A 21,022-nucleotide genomic window follows, 5' to 3' on the forward strand; every position below is an offset into this window, starting at 1 on the left:
AAACATACTGGTTGGAATGTTGTTGCCTGAGCGCCCGCCTCCTGGTTATGACGGGGCGAAAGCTTGGGAAGGCATGATAGTGAAAAACATGGCAGAGGCGGCTACAGGAGAGCGGCGCAAGCGCGATGCTTCGGCAACGCGCGCCGAACTTATCGCAGCCGCAACCGATGAATTTGCCGAAAAAGGCCTGGCCGGTGCGAGGGTGGAGGAAATCGCCGCGCGCACCGCGACCAGCAAGCACATGATCTACTACCATTTCGGCAGCAAGGACGGGCTCTATCGCGCTGTCCTTGAACAGGCATACGACGAGTTTCGTATCGCCGAAGGATCGCTCGATTACGATGACTTGCCGGCGCTTGATGCTCTCTCAACGCTAGTAGGTGCCACGTTTGACGTGCATGCCAGTCGGCCGCAGATCGTCCGCATTATCATGGCGGAAAACATCAACCTCGGCCAGCAGATCCGGTCGATTGACAGCTTTCAGCAGCGTGAACTAGCGCTGGAGACCATGCGGCGGATACTCAATCGCGGGGCCGAGGAAGGTACGCTGCGACGCGGGTTGGACCCGCTGCAGATACATCTGACCGTGGCCGCCCTGTGTTTCCACTACATCGCGAACGTCCATACCTTCGGCCATGTCTTCGAGCTGGAGGCCCATTCTCCCGATCAGATGACCCTCCGTCGCAATGAGGTCATCGCAACAGTTGTCAGCCGATGCGCGGCTACCACGGAAATGGAAGATCGATGACCTATCGTAACGTTATTGCATCAGCGAGCCTAGCCGCCCTGGTTGTCGGTTGCGCCGGGGTAGCGCCGACCGCTCCCGACGCCGATCGAAGCCTGGGCTCGCTCTCGAACCAATGCAACGCTCTGGGGGCGCAATTGATGGCCGGGGCGCCGGTTGACGGTCTCGTCGTTGTGACCAGTGACTGGGAAGAGGCTGCCACGGTGGGCGGAACCGGCCCGGATGCGCAAACACCATTGCCGCCCCATTGTCTGGTCGAAGGCTATTACGGCGAGCACGAAGGCCTTGTCGGCGGCCCATACCGGACCGGTTTTCGCATGCGTCTGCCGCTGGATTGGAACGGGCGCTTCCTGTTCGAAGGCGGCGGGGGCTCCAATGGTGTGATCCGCGATGCCACCGGGCGGAACGGCGTCGGCAATACTCCCGCGCTTGAGCGCGGCTACGCCGTGATCGCCCAGGACAGCGGGCATGACAATGATCGCAACAACGTGCCGGCCGATGGCGGTCAGATGGTTTTCGGCCACGATCCGCAGGCCCGGGCCGACTATGGCCATGCCAGCCTCAAACTGACCTACGATCTTGGCCAATACATCGTCACCACATTCTATGGCCGGAAAAGCGAGACCAACCTTTTCTGGGGCTGTTCCAAGGGCGGGCAAGAGGGGATGGCTTTTGCCCAGCGCTATCCCGATGCCTTCGACGGGATCGTGGCCATGGCTCCGGGCATGTCGTTGCCGCGCGCTGCCGTGGCTGAAGCATGGGACACCCAGGCGCTGGCGGGCATCTTGTCAGCGCGCGGTGAGAAGCCGACGGTCGAGGGATTGCGGACCCTGTTTTCGTCTGCGCAGTCCGATCTCGTGAGCAGTGCCACGCTGGCCGCCTGCGATGGCCTTGATGGCGCAAAGGACGGGATTGTCGCCGCCGTTGGACAGTGCACGACAGCACGCGTCGAACCCGAACTGCGCGCCCGTCAGTGCGCAGCGCAGGGTGACACGGGGTGCCTTGATAAGGCGCAGGTGGATGCGCTGATCACAATCATGGATGGTCCCCACGATTCTTCCGGCAAGGCGCTCTATTCCCAATGGGCCTGGGATGGCGGCGTTGGATCGCCGGGCTGGCAAGTGTGGAAGACGGGGCTGGTGGATGGCCCACCATCGCTGAATGTCGTGCTGGGCGGCAACGCGCTGGCTTCTGCATTCACCACCCTGCCGACGCCCATTCAGCCAGATCCGGAGCAATTGCTCGCATGGCAGCTGGGTTTCGACTTCGACAAGGACGCTCCGGCGATTTACGCCGTTGTGCCGCCCTACACGACCAGCGCCTGGCAAGACGTTGGCATGCGCTCGACCGATCTTTCGGCTTTTCGCGCTCATGGCGGAAAGTTGATCGTGCCGCACGGCGGCGGCGATCCGGTCTTTTCCGTGCTCGATACGATCGACTGGTGGAACGGGGTGAATGCGGCCAATGGCGGGAAGGCTGATGGTTTTGTCAGGGTCTTCCCGGTGCCCGGAATGAACCATTGCGGCGGCGGCCCCGCGACCGACCGGTTCGACTCGCTTGCGGCGCTTGAAAGCTGGGTCATCGACGGGGTGGCCCCCGCGTCAATCCCTGCAACTGCCGGGGATGATACGCCGTGGCCGGGACGCAAGATGCCGCTTTGTCCATACCCGCAGATTGCCTTGGCGAATGGTGCGGGCGATTATCGCTGCGGACTTCCGCAGCCTTAGGAATTCCCGCCATTGCCTTCCCCCTTTGGCTGGTGGCGCGTTGACGGAGAATTTGTAGTGCGGATGTTTATGATGCCGGTGGCGGTCAGCCGTCTCTTCGCGCCGATTGGCCTGTCGCTTGCTGCCGCAGCGCTGCTCAGCGCTTGCAGCTCGCTGGGAGATGCTTCCGCCACGGCGCAGCCGCAAGTCGCAGATGCCGAACTGGACGCCTACGCTGCCATGCCCAACGGGCCGGGTTCGGGTGACTATCCCGCGATCATGGAAGTTGATCCTTCGTTGCCGGATCATGTCATCTACCGGCCGGCGGATCTCTCGCCGTTTCAGAATAGCAAGCTGCCGGTCGTGGTGTGGGGGAATGGCGGCTGCAGCGCCGACGCCGCGAGTTCGCGCCTGCACTTGCTCGAGATGGCCTCACACGGCTACCTCGTCATCGCTGCCGGCCAGATACTGAGCGGGCCCGGCGCCCCCGATGCGCGCGAAACCGTCGCCCTGCCTGCCGCCGATGGCGCACTGCCCGATGCTGCGGTAACGGCGGCCGACATGGTTGCGGGCATTGACTGGGCACTGGCCGAGAACGCCCGCCGCGACAGCCCCTATTTCCAGCGGATCGATCCGCAGCGGATAGCCGCTTCGGGGCGGAGCTGTGGAGGCTTGCTTGCCTTGCGCGTTGCCGCCGATCCGCGCGTGGACGCTGTGGTGGTGCACAACAGCGGCACCTTTCCGATCGGCAACAAGCTTATGGTTGGCGGGGTCGAGGGCAGCCGCGCCTTGCTCGATGGCCTGCACACACCGGTGATCTATATCATGGGCGGAGACACAGACATCGCCTGGCAGAATGCGCTCGACGACTTTGCCGCCATTGACACGCAGCCGGTGTTTCTTGCCAGCGAGGATGTCGGTCACGGCGGCACCTTCCGGCAGCCGAACGGCGGCGAGGGCGCGCAGGTTGCGGTCGCCTGGCTCGATTGGCAGCTCAAGAACTCCAGCGATGCGGGCAAGCTGTTCACGGGCGAGGAATGCGGCCTGTGCACGAAGCCCGGCTGGACGGTCATGCGCAAGTCCATACCGGGAGAGACGAAATGAACCGGCGCAACGCCTTACAGACTTGCCTCGCGGCCGGAGCATCGCTGGTTGCTTCGCGTGCTCTCGGCGCTTCCAGCGCCAGCGATGCCACGCACGAGCTGATCGCCTCGACCATCACGGTCGATATGCATAGCCATATCCCGCCCGATGCGACTGTGGCCGAGTTCCCGATCAAGGCCGGAATGGAACAAGCGGGGCTCGACGCAATCTGTGCCAGCTTCCCGGTCGACGTCGTGCCGCGGAAGGCGGAAGGGGACTGGTACAAGGTTCACGTAGACTGGGTGCAGAACCTGAAGAAGCTGACCAGCGAAGCCGGAATCCGCGAAATCATGAGCTTGGCCGACCTCGAAGCCTGTCACCGCGACCGAATTCCGGGCGTCATTCAGGCGGCGGAAGGTGCCCAGTTTCTCGAAGGCCGGCTGGAGCGACTTGCCGAGGTTTACGATAACGGCCTGCGCCATCTCCAGCTTGCCCACTCGGTGCAGGATCCCTTTGCGCCGCTTGGTGACCTGCAGACATTGGACCCGCAGTTCGATGGGCTGACACCGTTTGGCCGATCCGTCATTGAGGAGTGCAACCGCCTCGGCATTGTGATCGACCTTGCCCATTCAAGCGGAAAGACGCTGAAAGACGCGATCGAGGTGTCGTCGGTTCCGCTCATCTTTTCGCACACGGCCCTGCTTTCGCCTGTGGGCCTCGGCGCGGTGCCCACCTGGCCCGACACCCGTTTGCCAATGCGGCTGTTGCGCCCTGATGAGGTGCATGCCGTTGCCGAGGCTGGCGGCGTGGTTGGCGTCTGGCATATCTTCCCGACAATCAGCGCCTATGCGGCAGCGATCATCGATCTTGTGAACACTGCGGGCGAGGACCATGTGGGGGTCGGCAGCGACACTGGGGTCGCGGGTGCGATGTATAATGCTAATCACCATTGGCCCGGACAGCACACCGGATTCCTCTATGTCGTTGTCGACGAGCTTCGGCATCAGGGCTGTCCGCCTGCAACGATCCGCAAGGTCATCGGCCAGAACTTCTGCCGCATCCTGCACGCTACCGAGCAAGGCAGAAAACCAACCTAAATGACTTAGCCCAAGACTATCCCCTGCCACAAGCGCGGATAAGAGAAGAACCGCGCTGGAGACCTAGGCTGCGTGGACAAATTTGAGCCAGTATCTAGCCGTTGCAAGATGGACCATGCCGAGGAAGCTGCTGGCTAGCTGGTCATAGCGAGTGGCAATGGCGCGGGAACATGCGCTCGATGCGGTTGCGCTGCTTGTAGAGCGTCCGGTCATGCTCGATCTTCACGCGGCGGTTTGATAGGCCGGGGATGGATGTCTGCAAGATCCGCCCGGGAGTTTACCGGTACACCGCCATAGACGATTGCTCACGGTACAAGGTGCTCGGCGTCTTTACCCGCCGCACGGCCGCCAACACGCTGCGCTTCTTTGAGCAGGTAATCGAGGAGATGCCATTCGCGATCCAGCGAATTCAGACTGACCGCGGGCTTGAGTCTTTCGCTGAAGCGGTCCAGCGGCGGCTATTCGACTGGGGCATCAAATCCCGCCCGATACGGCCGCGTTCGCCTCATCTCAAAGGCAAGGTCGTGTGCTGTCAGTCGGATGACAATTCGTCTCCAATTGGCGCAGCGATCCCGGAAACCGGCTGGCCTCAGGTAGCAGGCTTCTGCCACTCGGCCAGGGCAGCTAAGTGGCGGGTCTTGTAAGTTTGTCGATCGACGAGGTGGCGTTCGGAATTCAAGTGGTTTGAAATAGAGGCGTGGATGGACGCGAATTTCTGCAGCGACTTCATTCGCCGAAATCGCTGCATCGCCCGCTCCCGTCCTCGGAACGGGAGGTGCGAATTCTCGGGCCGATTGTTGAGCCAATCCCCCATTTCGCGACGCTCCTGATTGCCCAATTCCTTCATCGCGGCAGGATATGAGTTCAGGCCATCGGTAACGATGGCCTCCGCGCGGCCGTGACGCTTCAGCGCCTTCTTCATGAACGCCAGAGCCGCGTATTTGTCCCGTTTGTTCGTGACGTAACTCTCCAGAATCTGGCCTTCGTGATCAACCGCGCGCCACAGATAGACCATCTCGCCGTTCATCTTCACGTACATTTCATCAAGGTGCCAGCGCCAGTGTCGAACGCCACGCATGTGGTTCACACGCAGCCTCCGAATCTCGGCTGCAAACATCGGTCCGAACCGGTTCCACCAAAGCTGGACTGTCTCGTGACAAAAGTCATATCCGCGTTCGAAGAGCAGATCCTCCACGTTCTGTAGCGACAGCGGATATCGCACGTAAAGCATCACTACCATGCGGATGATATCGGGCGATGAGTGAACGTATCTGAACGGATTATCGGCCTTGCTCATTCACTGCGGCTAACAGCCGATCACCAGTCCGGCCATCCTTTTGACAACACCGACCTTGGTCATGCCGGAGGGCGACCTGCCGGATGGACTGGCACCCTGCTTTGCGGAGCTGGGGATCGCGCTACGCCACTTTCGGCTGACGGCTGCGCCGAAAGGGAAGGTCGTCCTGCTCTAGGGGCAAGAAATGTACTGGACCAATTCCGCTAAAATATAGGCCTTTAATTGGCCTGACTAGGACTGTCATTAGCTGCCATCGGCTCACCTCGTCTTAAAAAGTAAGCCGCTCAGGCCGTCACGGTGCAGCGCAGATGTACTCTGGCTCCTCGCGCGTGAAGCGCGATGTTTCGTCAGAAAGGGCGCTAGTGCTGGTGGCCGCATCCCGCAACATGTCGCCCGTGCGCACATTCCCGCAGGGCTTTTCGCTTCGCATAGCGGGCTATTAGATCGAACACCTTCATGAATTCCTTTTCTGCCGTCGGGCTACCCCACTGCAGGAAAAGGGAGTTCACGCTTCCTGCAATACGCTCCGGCAGAAGCCATTCATCAAAGGGTGGTTCCAGCCGAATGTCATCGGCCGCTTGCTCAACCGAAAGACCTGCCTCAAATCGAATGCGTGCTTCGCGTCGCAAGCTTGCCAGATAAGTATGGAAGAGCCGAACTCCCTGCTTATCGGTGATGGGGCCATGACCAGGGACCACGACATCAACGTCCATAGTAAGCATGCGATCACACGCGGCAAGCCAGCCATCGAGCGAGCCCGCCCAGATAGCGGGATGGACGCCCATGAAGAGGATGTCCCCAGTATAGACAACCTTATCCTGTATCGAATGCACCAGCGTATCTCCGGCTGTGTGCGCCGGGCCAACATTGATGAGGCGAACCTCCTTGTCGCCCACCTTCAAATCGAGCTCGCGCTCATAGGTTTCTGTGGGACCAACCAATTGATTGCCAGCGAAGGTGAACCCATGATCTCTGGCCCATCCCGCGATATATTGTGCACCTTCGCCCAAGACGTCGGCCTGCTGCACGATCGTCTCGATTTTTGCAGGAGGCAGGGAGAAGAACTCTGCGGCGGTTGCCTTCGATGCGATAATTCGTGAAGTTCCCACAATTTGATTGCCATAGGTGTGGTCACCATCGGCGTGGGAATTTACCAGAACGTTAATATCATTGGCGGCGGGCGTGGTGTCGCGCATAACGCTAAGCATATTAGCGGTCATATCCAGGTCGTATAATGTGTCGACAAGAAGCGAGCATTCGCCGTCTGTAACCAGGCCTGCGTTGGACCATCCCCAGCCGCCGTCTGGCTGTATCCAAGCCCAGCAATCTTGACCGATCTGGTGCATTCCCTGAGTGTATTCGCGGTTCATCGTCATCTCCTGTTGCCACACGCATAAATGTCAATCACTTGATTGTCAAAGGGGTGTGTCAGACGATGTCGACCGAGGAATTGTGAAAATTTTTCTCCCGAAACCGACGAATTTTCGTGAATTTGGTCGTGTTGCGACGAGGCGCTTGACATTTCTTGGGTGGCGGCTCAATCAAATGATTGATTCTAAGAAACCCGTCCCGACCGGTGTCATGTGACAGGAAAAAAGGGGAGAAACGATGATTAAAGGCTTCAGCAAAATTGCGCGCGCGGGCACCAGTCTGGCTGCGATCGCGTCGGCCGTGCCTGCAATGGCTCAGAATAATGCGCCAAGCGCGTTAACGGCTCCCGCGCCAGCCGAGAGTGCTACGCAAGTAGGCGATGCGGCTGATGGCAACGAGGCGGGAATTGGCGAAATCGTCGTCACGGCCCAGAAGCGCTCCGAATCCCTTCAGAAGGTGCCATTGGCAATCACCGCCGTTGGTGCTGAAGCGCTACAGCGCAGCGGTATCACCGATTTACAGGGTGTAACCGCAGCCGTGCCCAATCTCAACCTGGGGCAGCAGGTTGGCGTAGCAAAGATCGCGCTTCGCGGTATCGGCCTTGAGAGTCTCCAGCCGGGAGCAGAGGGCAGCATCGCCTTTCACGTGGATGGCGTGTTCATCTCGCGCTCCGTGGCGGCGTTGGCGAGCTTTTACGACGTGGAGCAGGTGGAGGTGCTGCGTGGTCCGCAGGGCACGCTCTACGGGCGCAACGCCACCGGTGGCTCGATCAATCTCCGCACCCGCAACCCCACAGAGGAGCTGACCGGATACGCAAAACTTACTGTTGGGAACTATAGCAGGATCGTCGCCGAGGGTGCGATCAGCGGCGCAATCGTTCCCGGTGTGTTGACGGCACGCGTCGCGTTTCAAACCCAGGACCGGGACGGGTACGGGAAGAACATTGTCACCGGCAATGACATTGATGACCTGAACAGTCGCGCCGTGCGAGGGAGCCTGCGCTTTACGCCCAGCGACGAGCTGACGGTGGATATCAAGGCGGACTATTACCGGCAGAACGACAATTCCGGCGGCTACCATTACCTTGGCTCGGGAGGGTTTTCTGCGCCAGGCGTGCCGCTTACTCCAACGGGCTTGGCGATTGGCGGAGCGGTGGCAACGTCTAACATACGCGACATCGCGAACGATATGGATCCTGCCAACCGCATGAGCTTTTGGGGGACGAGCGGGAGGATGTCCTACGATCTGGGCGGCGACATCGAACTTGTCTCGCTGACGGCTTATCGGGAGCTGCGATACAGGACGCGAACCGATCTCGATTCGACCAGTGCGCAGTTGTCGGTACTTCACCAGGGCGAGCAGGATTGGCAGTTCAGCCAGGAAATACAGCTTTCGGGCAAAGGCGATCGGTTCAACTGGCTGATCGGGGGGTTTTATTTCCGGGAGAATGATCGTGGTCAGCTGGCCATTCCTCTCAACAATCTCGTTGTCGGCTTTCCGGAGCCCGGAGCATTCGTGCGGGGCTATTATGGCGGAGGCTACATCAAGACCGACGCGTTGGCTGCTTTCGGGCAAGCGACCTACGAGATATTCGACAACCTGCGTCTGACGCTCGGCGCCCGCTACAGCACCGAGAAGAAGACCAACCGGGACGAATCTGCGTTCGACGTTTTCACACCTACTGATCCGACCACGCCCGCAGCCGTGGTGCTGGCGACCCCTGCCAGCGCGCAAGTCATCGAGCGAAACAAGCGGTTCAACTCTTTCACGCCCAAGATCGCACTTGATTATCAGCTTACGCCGAGCGTGTTACTTTACGCTTCTTGGTCGAAAGGTTTCAAGTCAGGTACCTACAGCCTTGGATCGTTCATTCCACCGGTTAACCCGGAAAAGGTTTCCGCCGTGGAAGGCGGCATGAAGGCGACGCTGTTTGATCGTCGACTTCGCCTCAACCTGGCCGGCTTCTATTATGATTATACCGATCTTCAGGTTGGTAAGGTCGTGGGACAGATCACCGTTCTTGAGAACGCGGCCACTGCCAGAATCTATGGGCTGGAGGCAGAGGCGCAGGCCGTTTTGACGGACCGCATCGAGATCGACGCGAATGCATCCTGGCTGCACGCCCGGTTCAAGAGCTATGTCAGTGCCGATCCGGGCCGGCCATATGGAAGCGGGCAGGTGACGGACGATCTTGGCCAGTCGGCTTTTGATCTCGCCGGCAATACACTCGGACAGTCGCCGGACTTCAGCTTTTTCGTGGGCGCACAGTACAAGGTGCCGACAGACAGCGCAGGCGATTTCACACTGCGTGGCGAAGTGTCTTACCGGAGCCGCAGTTATTTTACGCCGTTCAATGTAGATTATGTCAGCCAGCCCGCTTTTGCCAAGGTCAACGCCTTTCTGAATTGGACCTCGACCGATGAACGAGTGAATGGTTCGCTGTTTGTGAAAAATCTCACGAACAAGACTACGATCGGCAGCGCTTATGTGAGTTCGGCCCTCTTTGGTTTCCCTATCAACGGCTATCTTGAAGAGCCACGGACCTACGGAATCCGCGTAGGCTACCAATTCTAGAAAATCTCTGCAGAGCTCTGAATCATAAGCGATGCCATCTGGGAAAGTCGTACCGAATGGCGTCCAATATCGCATTGGCTGGTGACCGTAAGGCAAATTTTGAGGAGACCAAGTAATGCCTTTATATTTGCTGGGCGCGGTTTCCATCGCAGACGAAGAAAAATATCGCCCCTATATGGACGGCGCGTTCGCTTCGCTTGTGTCCTATGGAATTGAGGTTCTCGCCTACGGCGATCCGGAAATGATCGAAGGTCAGCCGCCTGCGGAGCGTATGATCCTGTTACGTGCGTCGGACGAGGCCGCCGCACGCGCGTGGTATGGTTCGCCCGAATATCAATCTGTGCTGCCCATAAGGTGGGCGCAGGCCGAAACCGCCTTCTTTATTTCGATGGCCGCCGTCGAGTGATCGTCACCAATTTCACGTTGCCTGCTAGGTATGTACGAAAATTGCACTTATAACTTCAAGGAGAAGAGCCATGCCGAAGAAAACGCTGATCCGCGAGGCCACGATCGTAAGCATGGATCCTACGATCGGTGATCTGGCTAAGGGTGATATACTGATTGTCGACGATCGTATCGCCCAGATCGCGTCCACGATTTCCGCTGATGACGCGGAAATCGTGGACGCAGAAGGAATGATCGCAAGTCCGGGCTTTGTCGATACTCACCGGCATGTCTGGCAGACCCAGCTCAAGGGCGCGGCAATTAACTGGAGCCTGTTTGACTATGCATGCTTGATGCGGTCCATGTATTCGGTCTGTTACAGCCCTGACGACGCATATCTAGGCAATTATGTCGGAGCTCTTGATGCGATCAACGCGGGTATTACGTCGATGGTTGACCATGGCCATCTTCAAATCTCTCCCGATCATTCCGATCAACTGGTTCAGGGCCTGAAAGACTCCGGCATTCGCGGGATCATGTGTTATGGGATTTACCGCAATCCAAAATACCAACCCGGTGATGCGCTGACATCGGAAAAAATCGTTGCGGATATCGCCGGACCGCTGGACGACTTCCATCGGCAGAACGCTGCTCGCGTGCGAGAAAAGCATTTCCCGTCCAACGACGGTCTGATGCAGTTCGGTATTGCTACGAGCGAGTGGGTCAACTTCACCGACATGGCTCCGATCCTGATGGAAATGCAATGGGCGCGTACGCTCGAGCCTTCGCGGATCAGCATCCACATCAGCTACGGCGTCAACGAGGGCTTTCGCATCATTCCGCAGTTACTCGAGCATGGCGAGTTGGGCGACGATCTACTCTTCGTACATGGAAACAACCTGACACTGGGCGAGCTCTCGATGCTCAGGCAAAATGGCGGCTGGCTATCGATAACGCCCGAAAGCGAGCTTCAGATGGGAATGGGCTATCCGGTGCTCGAGCGCGTGGTCGAAAGCGGGAGCGTCCCCTCTCTCGGCATCGACATTGCCTCCAACTATGCCGGCGACATGTTTGCGCAAATGCGGCTGATGCTTCAGACAATGCGATTTCGCGATTTTGAAGTCGCTAATGCCGGTTTGCCGACTACGGAACGCTATGCCGCTCGAAAGATGCTTGAGTTCGCGACCATTGGTGGCGCGATTTGCATGGGGATGGAAGATATTACCGGCAGCCTCACGCCGGGCAAAAAGGCGGATATCATTCTTACTCGGATGGACAGCGTTAACATGAGCCCGGTTCGCGACCCCATCGCGGCGCTGGTGTTCTACGCCGATGCAGCCGATATCGACTCTGTCTGGGTGGACGGCGTCGCTCGCAAGCGAGGGGGCTTATTAACCGGGCTGGACTGGGATGCCGTTCGCGGTCGACTGATCCGCTCGCGCGATCATATTTATGAGGAATTTGCGAAGATCGACGAGGTTGCAGTACGTAATGCCTGGGCGCCACTCTGGGGCATATCGAAAAGCGCGGCGGAACCGGCAGTGAAGGTCGAAATTCACTCATGAAGACGGATCACACCCATGACCCCGCAAAGCTGAGCTGGGTCGCTAGTGCAAATGACGGATTGACCGATTTCCCGATCCAGAACCTTCCTTTGGGCGTTTTCTCGCCTCCTGGGGATGGACCGCGCTGCGGCGTCGCAATTGGCGATCGAATATTCGACCTGCGCGAAGCCGCAAGTCGGGGTATTCTGCAGTCGCAAGCAGCCGACGCGGTAAAGCATGAAACGCTGGATGTGCTCTTTGCACTGGGGCGCCCGGTCATGCGCACATTGCGGCATGATGTTTTCGCGATATTGGAATCCGATAGCAGCAAACCGGATGAGACCCTCTTACATGACATGGCGAGATGCGAGATGCATCTGCCGACCAAGGTGCGCAATTTTACCGATTTCTTTGTCGGCATTCACCATGCGCAGCGCTGCGGAGAGATCATAAACGGCGATAACTACCAGCTGCCACTCAATTATCATTACATGCCTGTCGGATATAACGGTCGTTCCTCAACCGTGTGCGTGAGTGGAAACGACATCTATCGTCCGGTCGGGATGCGCCAGCGCCTCTCTCAAGATCCTCAGCCGACTTTCGGTGCCTGTCAGTGGATGGACTTCGAACTGGAAATGGGTTTTTTTATCGGCCCCGGTAATGCGATGGGGCAGCGGCTAAGCGTAGCGGACGCAAATGCCCAGATAGTCGGCTTCTGTTTGCTCAACGACTGGTCCGCGCGTGATATCCAGATGTTCGAGATGGTGCCTCTCGGCGCATTCAATGGGAAAAGTTCGGGTACCAGCATTTCGCCATGGGTCGTTACAGCCGATGCCATGGAACCCTTCCGTATTCCTGCAATGGCCCGCTTCCCCGAGGCGCCGCCCGTGCCCGACTACCTTGCCAGCCCCGCAGACCGCGCCGAAGGCGGACTCGGCGTGGCGCTAGCAGCCACCATCCGTACCGAGAAAATGCGTCGTGCCGGAGAGGCGCCGACGCCTTTGCTCAAGACCGACGCGCGGTATCTTTACTGGACTTGCGCTCAGATGGTTGCACAACACACGATCACAGGTTGTGCCCTGGTGCCGGGCGACCTGATCGGCACCGGAACTATTTCCGGGCCAACACGCGCCGATCTTGCCAGCCTTTTTGAGCTGACCTTTATAGGTAGGGAGCCATTCATGCTCCCGAACGGGGAGAGTAGGGGATTTATCGAAGACGGTGATGAGATTGCCTTTTCGGGTCGCTGCGAGAGGGAAGGATATGCGTCCATCGGTTTTGGGACCTGTGCAGGACAAATAGTTCCTGCAATTCCGACAGCTGCGTGAGGGGGCAACATGAACGGCGAAATCATAATTGCCAGCGCCATAGATGAACGGGGGCAGCCAAATTTCACGCCGCTAACCCCGCTGTCCTTCCTTCCTCGCGCCGCCAAAATTTTCCCAGAGAAAATTGCACTGGTCCACGGCACGCTACGACAAAGCTGGTGCGAAACCCATGCACGCTGCGTCCGGCTTGGCTCTGCACTGCGGGCACGCGGGGTTAATCGCGGCGATGTCGTCGCGATCATCGCACCCAATATCCCGGCTATGTACGAGGCACACTTTGGCGTCCCGATGGCGGGAGCCATTCTCAACACGCTTAATACGCGACTGAAAGCAGAGGAAATCGCTTTCCAGCTTGGGCACGGCAGAGCACGCATCCTGATGGTCGACCGGGAATTCAGCGAAACTGTTGCGGCCGCCACCAAAATCATGGCGGATCCACCGCTGATCGTGGACATTGACGATCCTCTTTACGGCGGAGCTTGTTTTACTGAAGGAGCCATAGCCTACGAGGGGTTGCTGGCGGAAGGCTCGCCCGAAGTACCTTGGCTGATGCCCGAGGATGAGCGCGATCCGATCTCGCTTAATTACACATCTGGCACCACCGGCGACCCCAAGGGCGTCTTGACGCATCATCGGGGCGCGTACCTCAATTCTCTCTCTCAAATCATTACTTGGACCATGCCGCTCAATCCGGTCTATCTTTGGACATTGCCGATGTTTCATTGCAACGGATGGTGTTTCCCCTGGGCGCTGGCTGCGCAAGGGGGCACGAATATATGTTTGCGTAAGGTCGATCCGCCGCTCGTCCTAGACCTGATTGCCGCCCACAGAGTTTCCCACCTGTGTGGCGCGCCGATAGTCTATTCCATGCTGATTGACGAGCTGACCCGGAACGAGAGCACGTTGAGGAAGAGCGTTCAGGGCATGATTGCCGGTGCGGCGCCACCAAAAGCTCTGATGCAAGGCGCGGAAAGGGTCGGCTTCGATCTGACACATGTTTACGGACTCACCGAAGTTTACGGTCCTGCGGCGGTTTGCCTCAAGCAGCCTGATTGGGCGGACAAAACAGCCGAGGAACGCGCAAGGCTCAACGCCCGGCAGGGAGTTGCTATGATTTCCCAAGACGCGATGTGCGTACTCGACCCGGCAACGATGGCGCCTGTGCCAGCTGACGGCGAGACCGCAGGCGAGATCATGTTTCGCGGGAACGCCACGATGACTGGGTACCTGAATAATCCCCAGGCAACTATCGAGGCCTTTGCCGGAGGATGGTTTCACACCGGTGATCTCGCAGTTGTGGAATCTGACGGATATGCGCGGATCACCGACCGCTCGAAGGACATCATCATCTCCGGCGGCGAAAATATTTCGTCGCTGGAGGTTGAGGATGTGTTGCATCAGCATCCCTCCGTTTCGCTTGCGGCAGTGGTTGCAAAGCCGGATGCGCGCTGGGGCGAAGTGGCATGTGCGTTTATCGAATTGCGGACAGGCGAGCAGGCCAGTCCGGTAGAGCTGCAAGCATTTTGCCGATCCCATATTGCGGGTTTCAAGGTACCCAAGGTGATCATGTTTGGGGAGATCCCAAAGACTTCTACTGGGAAGGTCCAGAAGGCGGTGCTTCGTGAAGTAGCGAAGGCCATGTCTTGAGCTACATTGCGCAATCAAGCGATTCATTTTCTTGCTATTGCTTCAAAACAGTGGGCTCCGTTGCGAGGATGAGCCATTTCGGGATTGCGTGAAGCAAGCCGATTTTGCATGAGCGTTTCTATGCCAAGCAGCGCATCTGAGGAAAATGAGATTACGGATAATAGCCAACGGGAATGCGAAGCAGGACCGGTTCGCGATCGACTGATTGACGTCGCATCTGTGCACTTTGCCGAGCACGGGTTGCAAGGCGCAAGTCAGCGGGCAATTCAGCGCGAGGTCGGGGTCAATCCCGGCGCAGCAAACTATCATTTTGGATCTAAAGAAGCTCTCTATCTTGCAGTAATAGAAGATGCACTCGGGAGGATCCAAGCGAGTCGAACTGAGCTTCTGGATGATGTTGAAATCGGCACTGATCGGTCGGCAGCAGTGCGCCGCCTGCTCAACGCCTATCTCGCACCAATGTTACGTGAAGCAAGGACACGCAGAGGACACAGCTATCTGCGTATACTCGTGGCACAGCTTTCTCACGCCGACATAGCACGCGCGGCGATGGAAGAACAGGTTCAGGAAGTGCGCGAACGCTATATCGATCATTTCAGCAGGTTGTTTCCGGCCGTATCTCGGAACCGGCTATACGAGATATTGCGTGTATGTCTCAGTGTCGCGGCGATCGTACCCATCCAGTTCAGGCAGGAGCAACTCAGCGAACGCAAAATCGAAACGATGATTGGTGATGTGACAGAGATCACCGCAGTCATATTCGAGAGGATGTGTGACGAGGACACATGAGGACGCGGCGTCGAGGGCCATAACGCTGAGCGAGCTTGTACGCGCAGCTTGAAAGCAGCGCACTACAAACAACCATGATGTGGCGTCAGAAGATGGCATCTGTGGACGCCCCATCGGATGCAAGCAGTAAATCGGAGTTTGTTGGCACGTTGTCGGATGCTGTCATCTGTCCGGCCTCGATGAGCAGCGCCATATGCTGCGGGCCAGTATGGGAGTTCGCGGACCGGATCCATTTCAGCTTTGCGCGCTTGGCTAGCGCTCTGCCATTCCCTGGTTCTTCCAGCCCCGTCTCGCCGACTGTTGTGCCATACCCTCCTTTGACCGCCTAAGTCCCCGACGCCTCTGGCCGCTGCCTTGGCTTACGCCGCGACCGCTGCCGGAGCTCTGTAATCTTCGTTCTTTGTGAGCAGCGTCCAGACCATGCGCGCCATCTTGTTGGCGAGCGCGACCGAGACGAGCATACGCGGCTTGCGCGCAAGCATCCGCTCCAGGCAGCCATGCTTGCCACCGCGGCTGTCAACGCCATGGACCACCGCTGCCTCGATCAGAGCGCGGATCGTGTTCCTCGAGCCAATCGCCTCGCGCGCGGCGAGGTGCTCCTCCAGTTGGGCAATGGCGGTGCTATAGACGGCCTCATAGGTCGCCGGCAGGCGGATGACGGTGCGCTCAGGCTGAACTGGCTACTCAATGGTGGCCAGTCGCAGCAGCAAAAGGACTAGGTGGTCAGAGGACGAACCTGAGCCTCGGCGAAGTCCTTGTCGTCCTTTGCGAGTCCGACAAGCAGGCGAGCTGGCTTGAAACGTGCGCCATGCATGGCCTCAAGCTTACGCAAGCTCTCGACAATTCGTGCAAGCCCGTAATGTTCCGCCCATGCCATCGGGCCGCCGGTGTGTGCCGGCCAGTTGTAGCCGAGCACCGCCGCCACATCGATATCCGAGGCGCGGAGCGCGATGCCTTCTTCGAGGATGTGCGCGCCCTCGTTGACAACAGGGCAGAGCAGCCTTGTCAGAAGTTCCTCATCGCTCACTTGGTCAGAGCCTATCACACCCTTTTCGCGCGCGACTGCAGCGATCGTGGTTTCAGTCAATTTGGAGGGTAAAGGGCGGTGCTTCCCGTCATAGTCGTAATATCCCGATCCGCTTTTAAGTCCGAGGCGTCCTGCGGCGACGAGATCGCCCATCACGGTACGCTCGCTCGCGCCGCGGCCCACGACGTCGAGACCGACCATATCCATCATCTGGAAGTGACCTATGCCGAAGCCGTAGTCGGTGAGCACTTTGTCGATTCGCTCGATGGGAATACCTTCAAGCATCATAATTTCGGCCTCAGCGCCGCGCGGAGCCATAAGTCGGTTGGCAATGAAGCCGTCGCACACGGCGCTCAGAACCGGGACTTTGCCGATGTGCCGGGCGAGCGACATTGCTGTCGCAACGTTCTCTGGCTTGGTTCGCGTTGTGCGCACGACCTCAACCAGCCGCATTACGTTAACAGGGGAGAAGAAATGCAGGCCAAGCACACGCTCGGGCTGGCTTGTCGCATCGGCGATGGCGTCGAGGTCCAGAAACGAGGTATTCGATGCGAGTATTGCATCCGGGGCGGCGAGCGCATCGAGTTGAGCGAACAGGTCGCGTTTCAGCGCGAGATCCTCGAACACCGCCTCGATCACAAAATCCGCATCGCGCAGTGCTGTGAGGTCGAGTCGCGGCGAGAGCAGGGACATGCGCGTCTCGACCTCATCCGCGGACATGCGACCTTTCTGAGCACTTGCCTCGTAATGGCGGCGGATGTTGGAGCAGCCGCGTTCAAGTGCGGCTTTGGAGGTTTCGACGAGCGTGACGGGCAGTCCCGCATCGAGGAAGGTCATCGTAATGCCCCCCCCCATAGTTCCTGCGCCGATAACGCCGATCGAGGCGACGGGGCGCTGCATCGTGTTGGGCGGCAGGTCGGGAACGCGCGTAGTCTGTCTCTCTGCGAAGAAAAGATAGCGGAGTGCTTCAGATTGGTGGCCCTCTGCAAGCGCAAGGCATAGTTGCTGTTCGTGAGCGAGACCCTCTTCGAAGGGCAAGGAAAGCGCAGCACGCACGGCAGCACCAATCGCAGTGGGTGCATCGAGTCCCCGGAATCGATGCGCGTTCTTGATGAAGAACCTGTCGACCAGTTCTGGATCCTTGCGGTCGACTTCGAGCATGTCCTCGCGGTCCCGCACCCGCGGTGTACGAGCGCCTTCCGCAACGACATTGCGAGCGAAAGCAACTGCTTCCATCACGAGATCCTGGCCCGGTAGGACGGCATCGAGCAACCCGATCGCCAGTGCCTCCTCCGCCTTGACCTGGCGTCCGCTGGTCATGATTTCGAGTGCAGCGCAAGCGCCAACGAGGCGGGGCAGGCGCTGCGTCCCACCGGCACCAGGCAAGATGCCGAGTTTGACTTCGGGCAGTCCCACGCGGGCCGAGGGAACGGCCACCCGATAATGGCAGGCGAGCGATAGCTCGAAGCCGCCCCCCAGCGATGTGCCGTGGATTGCGGCAATAACCGGTTTGGCGGAATCTTCGATAGCGCTGAACAGTTCGGGAAAGCCAGGTTGCGCGATTGGCCTGCCAAATTCGTTAATGTCGGCTCCCGCCACGAAGGTACGGCCAGCACAGTGAATGACCGCTGCATCGATTGCCGGATCGGCAAGCACTGCTTCCAACTCGGCAAGGAGTCCGGCGCGCAAAGCATGCGAAAGAGCGTTAACCGGTGGATTGTCGAGCGTGATCACTGCCACTCGATCGACAGTGACGCTGGTCGCCGGCCCCGTCACGACGCCTTGCCCCCGATTTCCTCGCGACGGCGCGTAACGCATTCAACTGCGATTGTGGCCATGGCCTTCTTGTCGAGCTTACCCGTGGCGGTCACTTCCATTTCGTCGACCAGGACGAGGTGTTCGGGCCATTTCTTGCGCGAGACGCCCGCCTCGCGCATGTGGGCCAATACAGCGGCGAGATCGAGCTCGCTTGCGCCCGGACGCAAGCGGCAAACGGCGCAAGCCTGTTCTCCGAGCTTGCGCTCCGGCACGGCCACGACGGCCGCCTCGGCAATCGCAGGATGGCGCAGCAGGACAGCCTCGATCTCCGCAGGATCGATGTTGAAACCGCCGCGGATGATCTGATCCTTGATCCTGCCGACAACGCGGATGTAGCCGTCGGCATCGCGCACGATTTCATCGCCGGTAAGATAGTGGCCGCTCGGCGTCATACGCTCTTGTCCGGCACCGAGCCCCTGCGCATAGCCGAGGAAAAGCGAAGGGCCGCGGACCCCGGCCTGCCCACGGGTGCCACGTGGCAGAGCCGCAAGGTCTTCGTCGAAAGCCTCTTCGTCGGTTCCCGCGAAGGGCAGACCGTCGTAGACTTGGCGCCTTTCCAGCGTATCCGCCGGGCGAGTAGAGGCATGCCCCATGCATTCGGACATGCCGAACATGCGCAAGACTTTCAGGCCGAGAATGGCGTTAGCGTCTGCAATCAGTTCGGCAGTCATGGCACTGCCACCTACGGCCATGGCCCGCAGCGGCAGGGTACCGTGCCATTCGCCCATGCGCGCAGCCTCTACCATCGTGAACAGGTGTGTCGGAACGGCGATGGCCCAACCGCAATTGTGCCGTTCGGCGCGGCGCAATGCTTCGGCCGGTACCCAGGGGTCGACGAGGACGAGGGGATGGCCGAGCGAGAGCGCAAAGTGCGCCGTGAAGGTGAAGCCCGGTGCGCTGTCGAGCGGGACGATGCCAAGGATCGCATCGTCCGGTTCGAGTGCTGCAATCGAGGCACAGGCGCGTGTGGCGTAGTTGAGCGCACCGGGCCCGTGCATGACTCCCTTGGGCACGCCGGTGCTGCCCGAAGTGAAACCAATCAGCACGCACGACGCATCGCGTGGGTCCGCGGATCGGGGCGCAGAGACTGCTTCCACGACCACCGCCTCGGGGCCATCGCCAGTGACGCGCGCAACATGGCCGAGAAGTGCTTCGAGTTGCGTCAGGTCTCCTGCTCCCAGCTTCGGAGAAACTGGACAGAACACGGCTTCGAGACGCGAGACGGCGAGTGCCGCGGCGATCGTTGCCGGTGTCTTGTGTGCAACGACAAGAACGCGGCTGCCTGCGCTGACACCGGCGGCGGAAAGCCGCGCGGCGATCTCTTCGGCCAGCGCGGCTATTTCCTTGCGCCGCCAGACCCTATCGTTGCAGTCGACCAGTGCGGCTTTGGTCGGCGCTGCTGCGCTGAGCGAGGCGAACTGTGGCCAGAGCCTGGATTCGTCCCAAGCGAAAGGGGTGTGGCCGCTGTGCTCAGGCAATGGATTGGCCTCCGTCTACGAGGTAGGTCTGGCCGGTGATGAAACTACCTGCATCCGAAGCAAGCAGTGCGAGCGCTCCGCAGACTTCTTCAGGGCGGCCGAAGCGGCGTAGCAGGATGCCCGCCCGGGTCTTTCCCTGGGTCGCAGGGTCGAGTGTCTCGGTCATGCCCGTCTCGATTGATCCTGGCGCGATGGCGTTCACACGAATGCCGTGGCCGGCCCACTGCGCCGCCAGGTCGCTTGTCAGGTGGACGATCGCGGCCTTGCTGGTGGTATATGGGACAACTTGACCGGCATCGGGCTGGTAGGAAAGGAATGCACCGACGGAGGCGACGTTGACGATAGAGCCGCCGCCGTTCCCGATCATGTGGCGTGCGGCGTGACGGCATGCCAGGAACGTGCCGGTTACATTGACATCGATCACCTTTTGCCAGCCCTTGAGCGGAATATCCTGCGGCAGCCCCCACCAAGAGGCACCGGCGTTGTTGATCAGGATGTCCAGGCCGCCCAGTCTTTCAATCGCTTCGGCAATCGCCGTTTCGACCGAGGACTCATCTGCGATATTGCACGCAAGGCCAATCGCCTGGACGCCGAAGCGTTCGGAGATCCGGGCGGCAAGTGCGGCGCAATCCGTTTCGGTACGCGAGGCCAGCGCGACACTGCAGCCTAGGTCCGCCAGAGTCGCCGCCATCGCTTCGGCGAGCGCGCCGCGCCCGCCGGTGATGAGGGCACGCTTGCCGTCGAGTCGGAAGCGCCGCGTCGCAAATCCTGGAGAGAAATCAATCATCGGTCACTTCCACCGTCTGTTCCGGCGAGCAGATCAACCTCATCGGTGAGCAGGATGATTCGCCGTCCTCCCATCCCTTTGGTCTGACGGGTGGCGATCTTCCACTCTTCCGATGCAAAGGCAGCATCAAGCGCTGCCTGGTCCGGAAAAGTCAGGACAGCATGGCCGTCCCAGCCTGGAGCCTCGGGATTGTCGAAGTCCGTCTTCACCACTCCGTGGCGGTAGGCGACGAGACCCGGCAGGACCCTGGCGGCGTCGGCATGCGGGCCGCGCCACCAGGCAGTGAACTGGTCCTGTGTCCAATCGCTAGGCCGGCTGGCCAGGACGACCATGCTAACAGGCATGGC

At 59.5% G+C, this 21,022-nt stretch carries 17 protein-coding genes and 1 pseudogene; 11 read left to right on the forward strand and 7 right to left on the reverse strand.

All coding sequences use genetic code 11. The annotated features are described in order from the left end of the window. Positions 1 to 16: 16 nt before the first annotated feature. The 5 genes and pseudogenes from PP1Y_RS12380 to PP1Y_RS12400 form a co-directional block, all read left to right on the forward strand. Positions 17 to 748 (forward strand): TetR family transcriptional regulator, encoded by a 732-nt coding sequence (locus PP1Y_RS12380; protein ID WP_013832541.1) that lies wholly within the window; start codon positions 17 to 19, stop codon positions 746 to 748. Further along, a complete protein-coding gene (locus tag PP1Y_RS12385; protein ID WP_013832542.1) occupies positions 745 to 2,472 on the forward strand; it encodes a tannase/feruloyl esterase family alpha/beta hydrolase in 1,728 nt (575 codons plus the stop codon). Before PP1Y_RS12380 ends, PP1Y_RS12385 begins: the two co-directional genes overlap by 4 nt. Before the next feature lie 63 nt (positions 2,473 to 2,535). Further along, on the forward strand, positions 2,536 to 3,555 hold the full coding sequence (locus PP1Y_RS12390) for a S9 family peptidase (protein ID WP_232512719.1): 1,020 nt from the start codon (positions 2,536 to 2,538) through the stop codon (positions 3,553 to 3,555). Positions 3,556 to 3,710: 155 nt separating this feature from the next. Next, positions 3,711 to 4,631, forward strand: coding sequence for a dipeptidase (locus PP1Y_RS24680; protein ID WP_158511847.1), 921 nt, complete (start codon positions 3,711 to 3,713; stop codon positions 4,629 to 4,631). 236 nt (positions 4,632 to 4,867) lie between these two features. After that, positions 4,868 to 5,176 (forward strand): annotated as a pseudogene (locus PP1Y_RS12400) (DDE-type integrase/transposase/recombinase); the annotation flags it as partial. A 44-nt stretch (positions 5,177 to 5,220) separates the two neighbouring features. On the opposite strand, the gene PP1Y_RS12405 reads toward PP1Y_RS12400, so the two are convergent. Beyond that, positions 5,221 to 5,928, reverse strand: coding sequence for an IS6 family transposase (locus tag PP1Y_RS12405; RefSeq protein ID WP_013832546.1), 708 nt, complete (start codon positions 5,926 to 5,928; stop codon positions 5,221 to 5,223). A 359-nt stretch (positions 5,929 to 6,287) separates the two neighbouring features. Next, entirely contained in the window at positions 6,288 to 7,298 is a 1,011-nt protein-coding gene (locus PP1Y_RS12410; protein ID WP_013832547.1) for an MBL fold metallo-hydrolase, read from the reverse strand. A gap of 238 nt (positions 7,299 to 7,536) precedes the next feature. Between PP1Y_RS12410 and PP1Y_RS12415 the strand changes: the two genes are divergently transcribed. The 6 genes from PP1Y_RS12415 to PP1Y_RS25335 all read left to right on the forward strand — a co-directional run bounded on the left by PP1Y_RS12415 (position 7,537) and on the right by PP1Y_RS25335 (position 15,565). Continuing rightward, on the forward strand, positions 7,537 to 9,873 hold the full coding sequence (locus PP1Y_RS12415) for a TonB-dependent receptor (protein WP_013832548.1): 2,337 nt from the start codon (positions 7,537 to 7,539) through the stop codon (positions 9,871 to 9,873). 115 nt (positions 9,874 to 9,988) lie between these two features. Further along, a complete protein-coding gene (locus tag PP1Y_RS12420; protein WP_013832549.1) occupies positions 9,989 to 10,279 on the forward strand; it encodes a DUF1330 domain-containing protein in 291 nt (96 codons plus the stop codon). A gap of 70 nt (positions 10,280 to 10,349) precedes the next feature. Next, positions 10,350 to 11,822 (forward strand): amidohydrolase family protein, encoded by a 1,473-nt coding sequence (locus tag PP1Y_RS12425; RefSeq protein WP_013832550.1) that lies wholly within the window; start codon positions 10,350 to 10,352, stop codon positions 11,820 to 11,822. Then, entirely contained in the window at positions 11,819 to 13,129 is a 1,311-nt protein-coding gene (gene fahA, locus PP1Y_RS12430) for a fumarylacetoacetase (protein WP_013832551.1), read from the forward strand. Before PP1Y_RS12425 ends, fahA begins: the two co-directional genes overlap by 4 nt. A gap of 9 nt (positions 13,130 to 13,138) precedes the next feature. Next, positions 13,139 to 14,776: an acyl-CoA synthetase gene (locus PP1Y_RS12435; protein ID WP_013832552.1), complete on the forward strand. Its 1,638-nt coding sequence runs from the start codon at positions 13,139 to 13,141 to the stop codon at positions 14,774 to 14,776. A gap of 108 nt (positions 14,777 to 14,884) precedes the next feature. Then, complete coding sequence (locus tag PP1Y_RS25335) at positions 14,885 to 15,565, forward strand: TetR/AcrR family transcriptional regulator (RefSeq protein WP_013832553.1); 681 nt, start codon at positions 14,885 to 14,887, stop codon at positions 15,563 to 15,565. Positions 15,566 to 15,924: 359 nt separating this feature from the next. On the opposite strand, the gene PP1Y_RS25755 is transcribed toward PP1Y_RS25335, so the two are convergent. The 5 genes from PP1Y_RS25755 to PP1Y_RS12465 all read right to left on the reverse strand — a co-directional run bounded on the left by PP1Y_RS25755 (position 15,925) and on the right by PP1Y_RS12465 (position 21,019). Continuing rightward, the gene (locus PP1Y_RS25755) at positions 15,925 to 16,098 is read right to left on the reverse strand and encodes a hypothetical protein (RefSeq protein WP_369799495.1); all 174 of its coding nucleotides are present in this window, start codon (positions 16,096 to 16,098) and stop codon (positions 15,925 to 15,927) included. A gap of 182 nt (positions 16,099 to 16,280) precedes the next feature. Further along, positions 16,281 to 18,410, reverse strand: coding sequence for a 3-hydroxyacyl-CoA dehydrogenase NAD-binding domain-containing protein (locus tag PP1Y_RS12450; protein ID WP_013832555.1), 2,130 nt, complete (start codon positions 18,408 to 18,410; stop codon positions 16,281 to 16,283). After that, on the reverse strand, positions 18,365 to 19,888 hold the full coding sequence (locus PP1Y_RS12455) for a class I adenylate-forming enzyme family protein (RefSeq protein ID WP_013832556.1): 1,524 nt from the start codon (positions 19,886 to 19,888) through the stop codon (positions 18,365 to 18,367). Before PP1Y_RS12455 ends, PP1Y_RS12450 begins: the two co-directional genes overlap by 46 nt. After that, entirely contained in the window at positions 19,881 to 20,675 is a 795-nt protein-coding gene (locus tag PP1Y_RS12460; protein ID WP_013832557.1) for an SDR family NAD(P)-dependent oxidoreductase, read from the reverse strand. The genes PP1Y_RS12455 and PP1Y_RS12460 overlap by 8 nt, the downstream gene beginning before the upstream one ends. Continuing rightward, positions 20,672 to 21,019, reverse strand: a complete 348-nt coding sequence (locus tag PP1Y_RS12465) for an EthD family reductase (protein WP_013832558.1) — start codon at positions 21,017 to 21,019, stop codon at positions 20,672 to 20,674. The genes PP1Y_RS12460 and PP1Y_RS12465 overlap by 4 nt, the downstream gene beginning before the upstream one ends. Between the last annotated feature and the right edge of the window lie 3 nt (positions 21,020 to 21,022).

It is taken from the genome of Novosphingobium sp. PP1Y (genome assembly GCF_000253255.1).
GTDB lineage: Bacteria > Pseudomonadota > Alphaproteobacteria > Sphingomonadales > Sphingomonadaceae > Novosphingobium.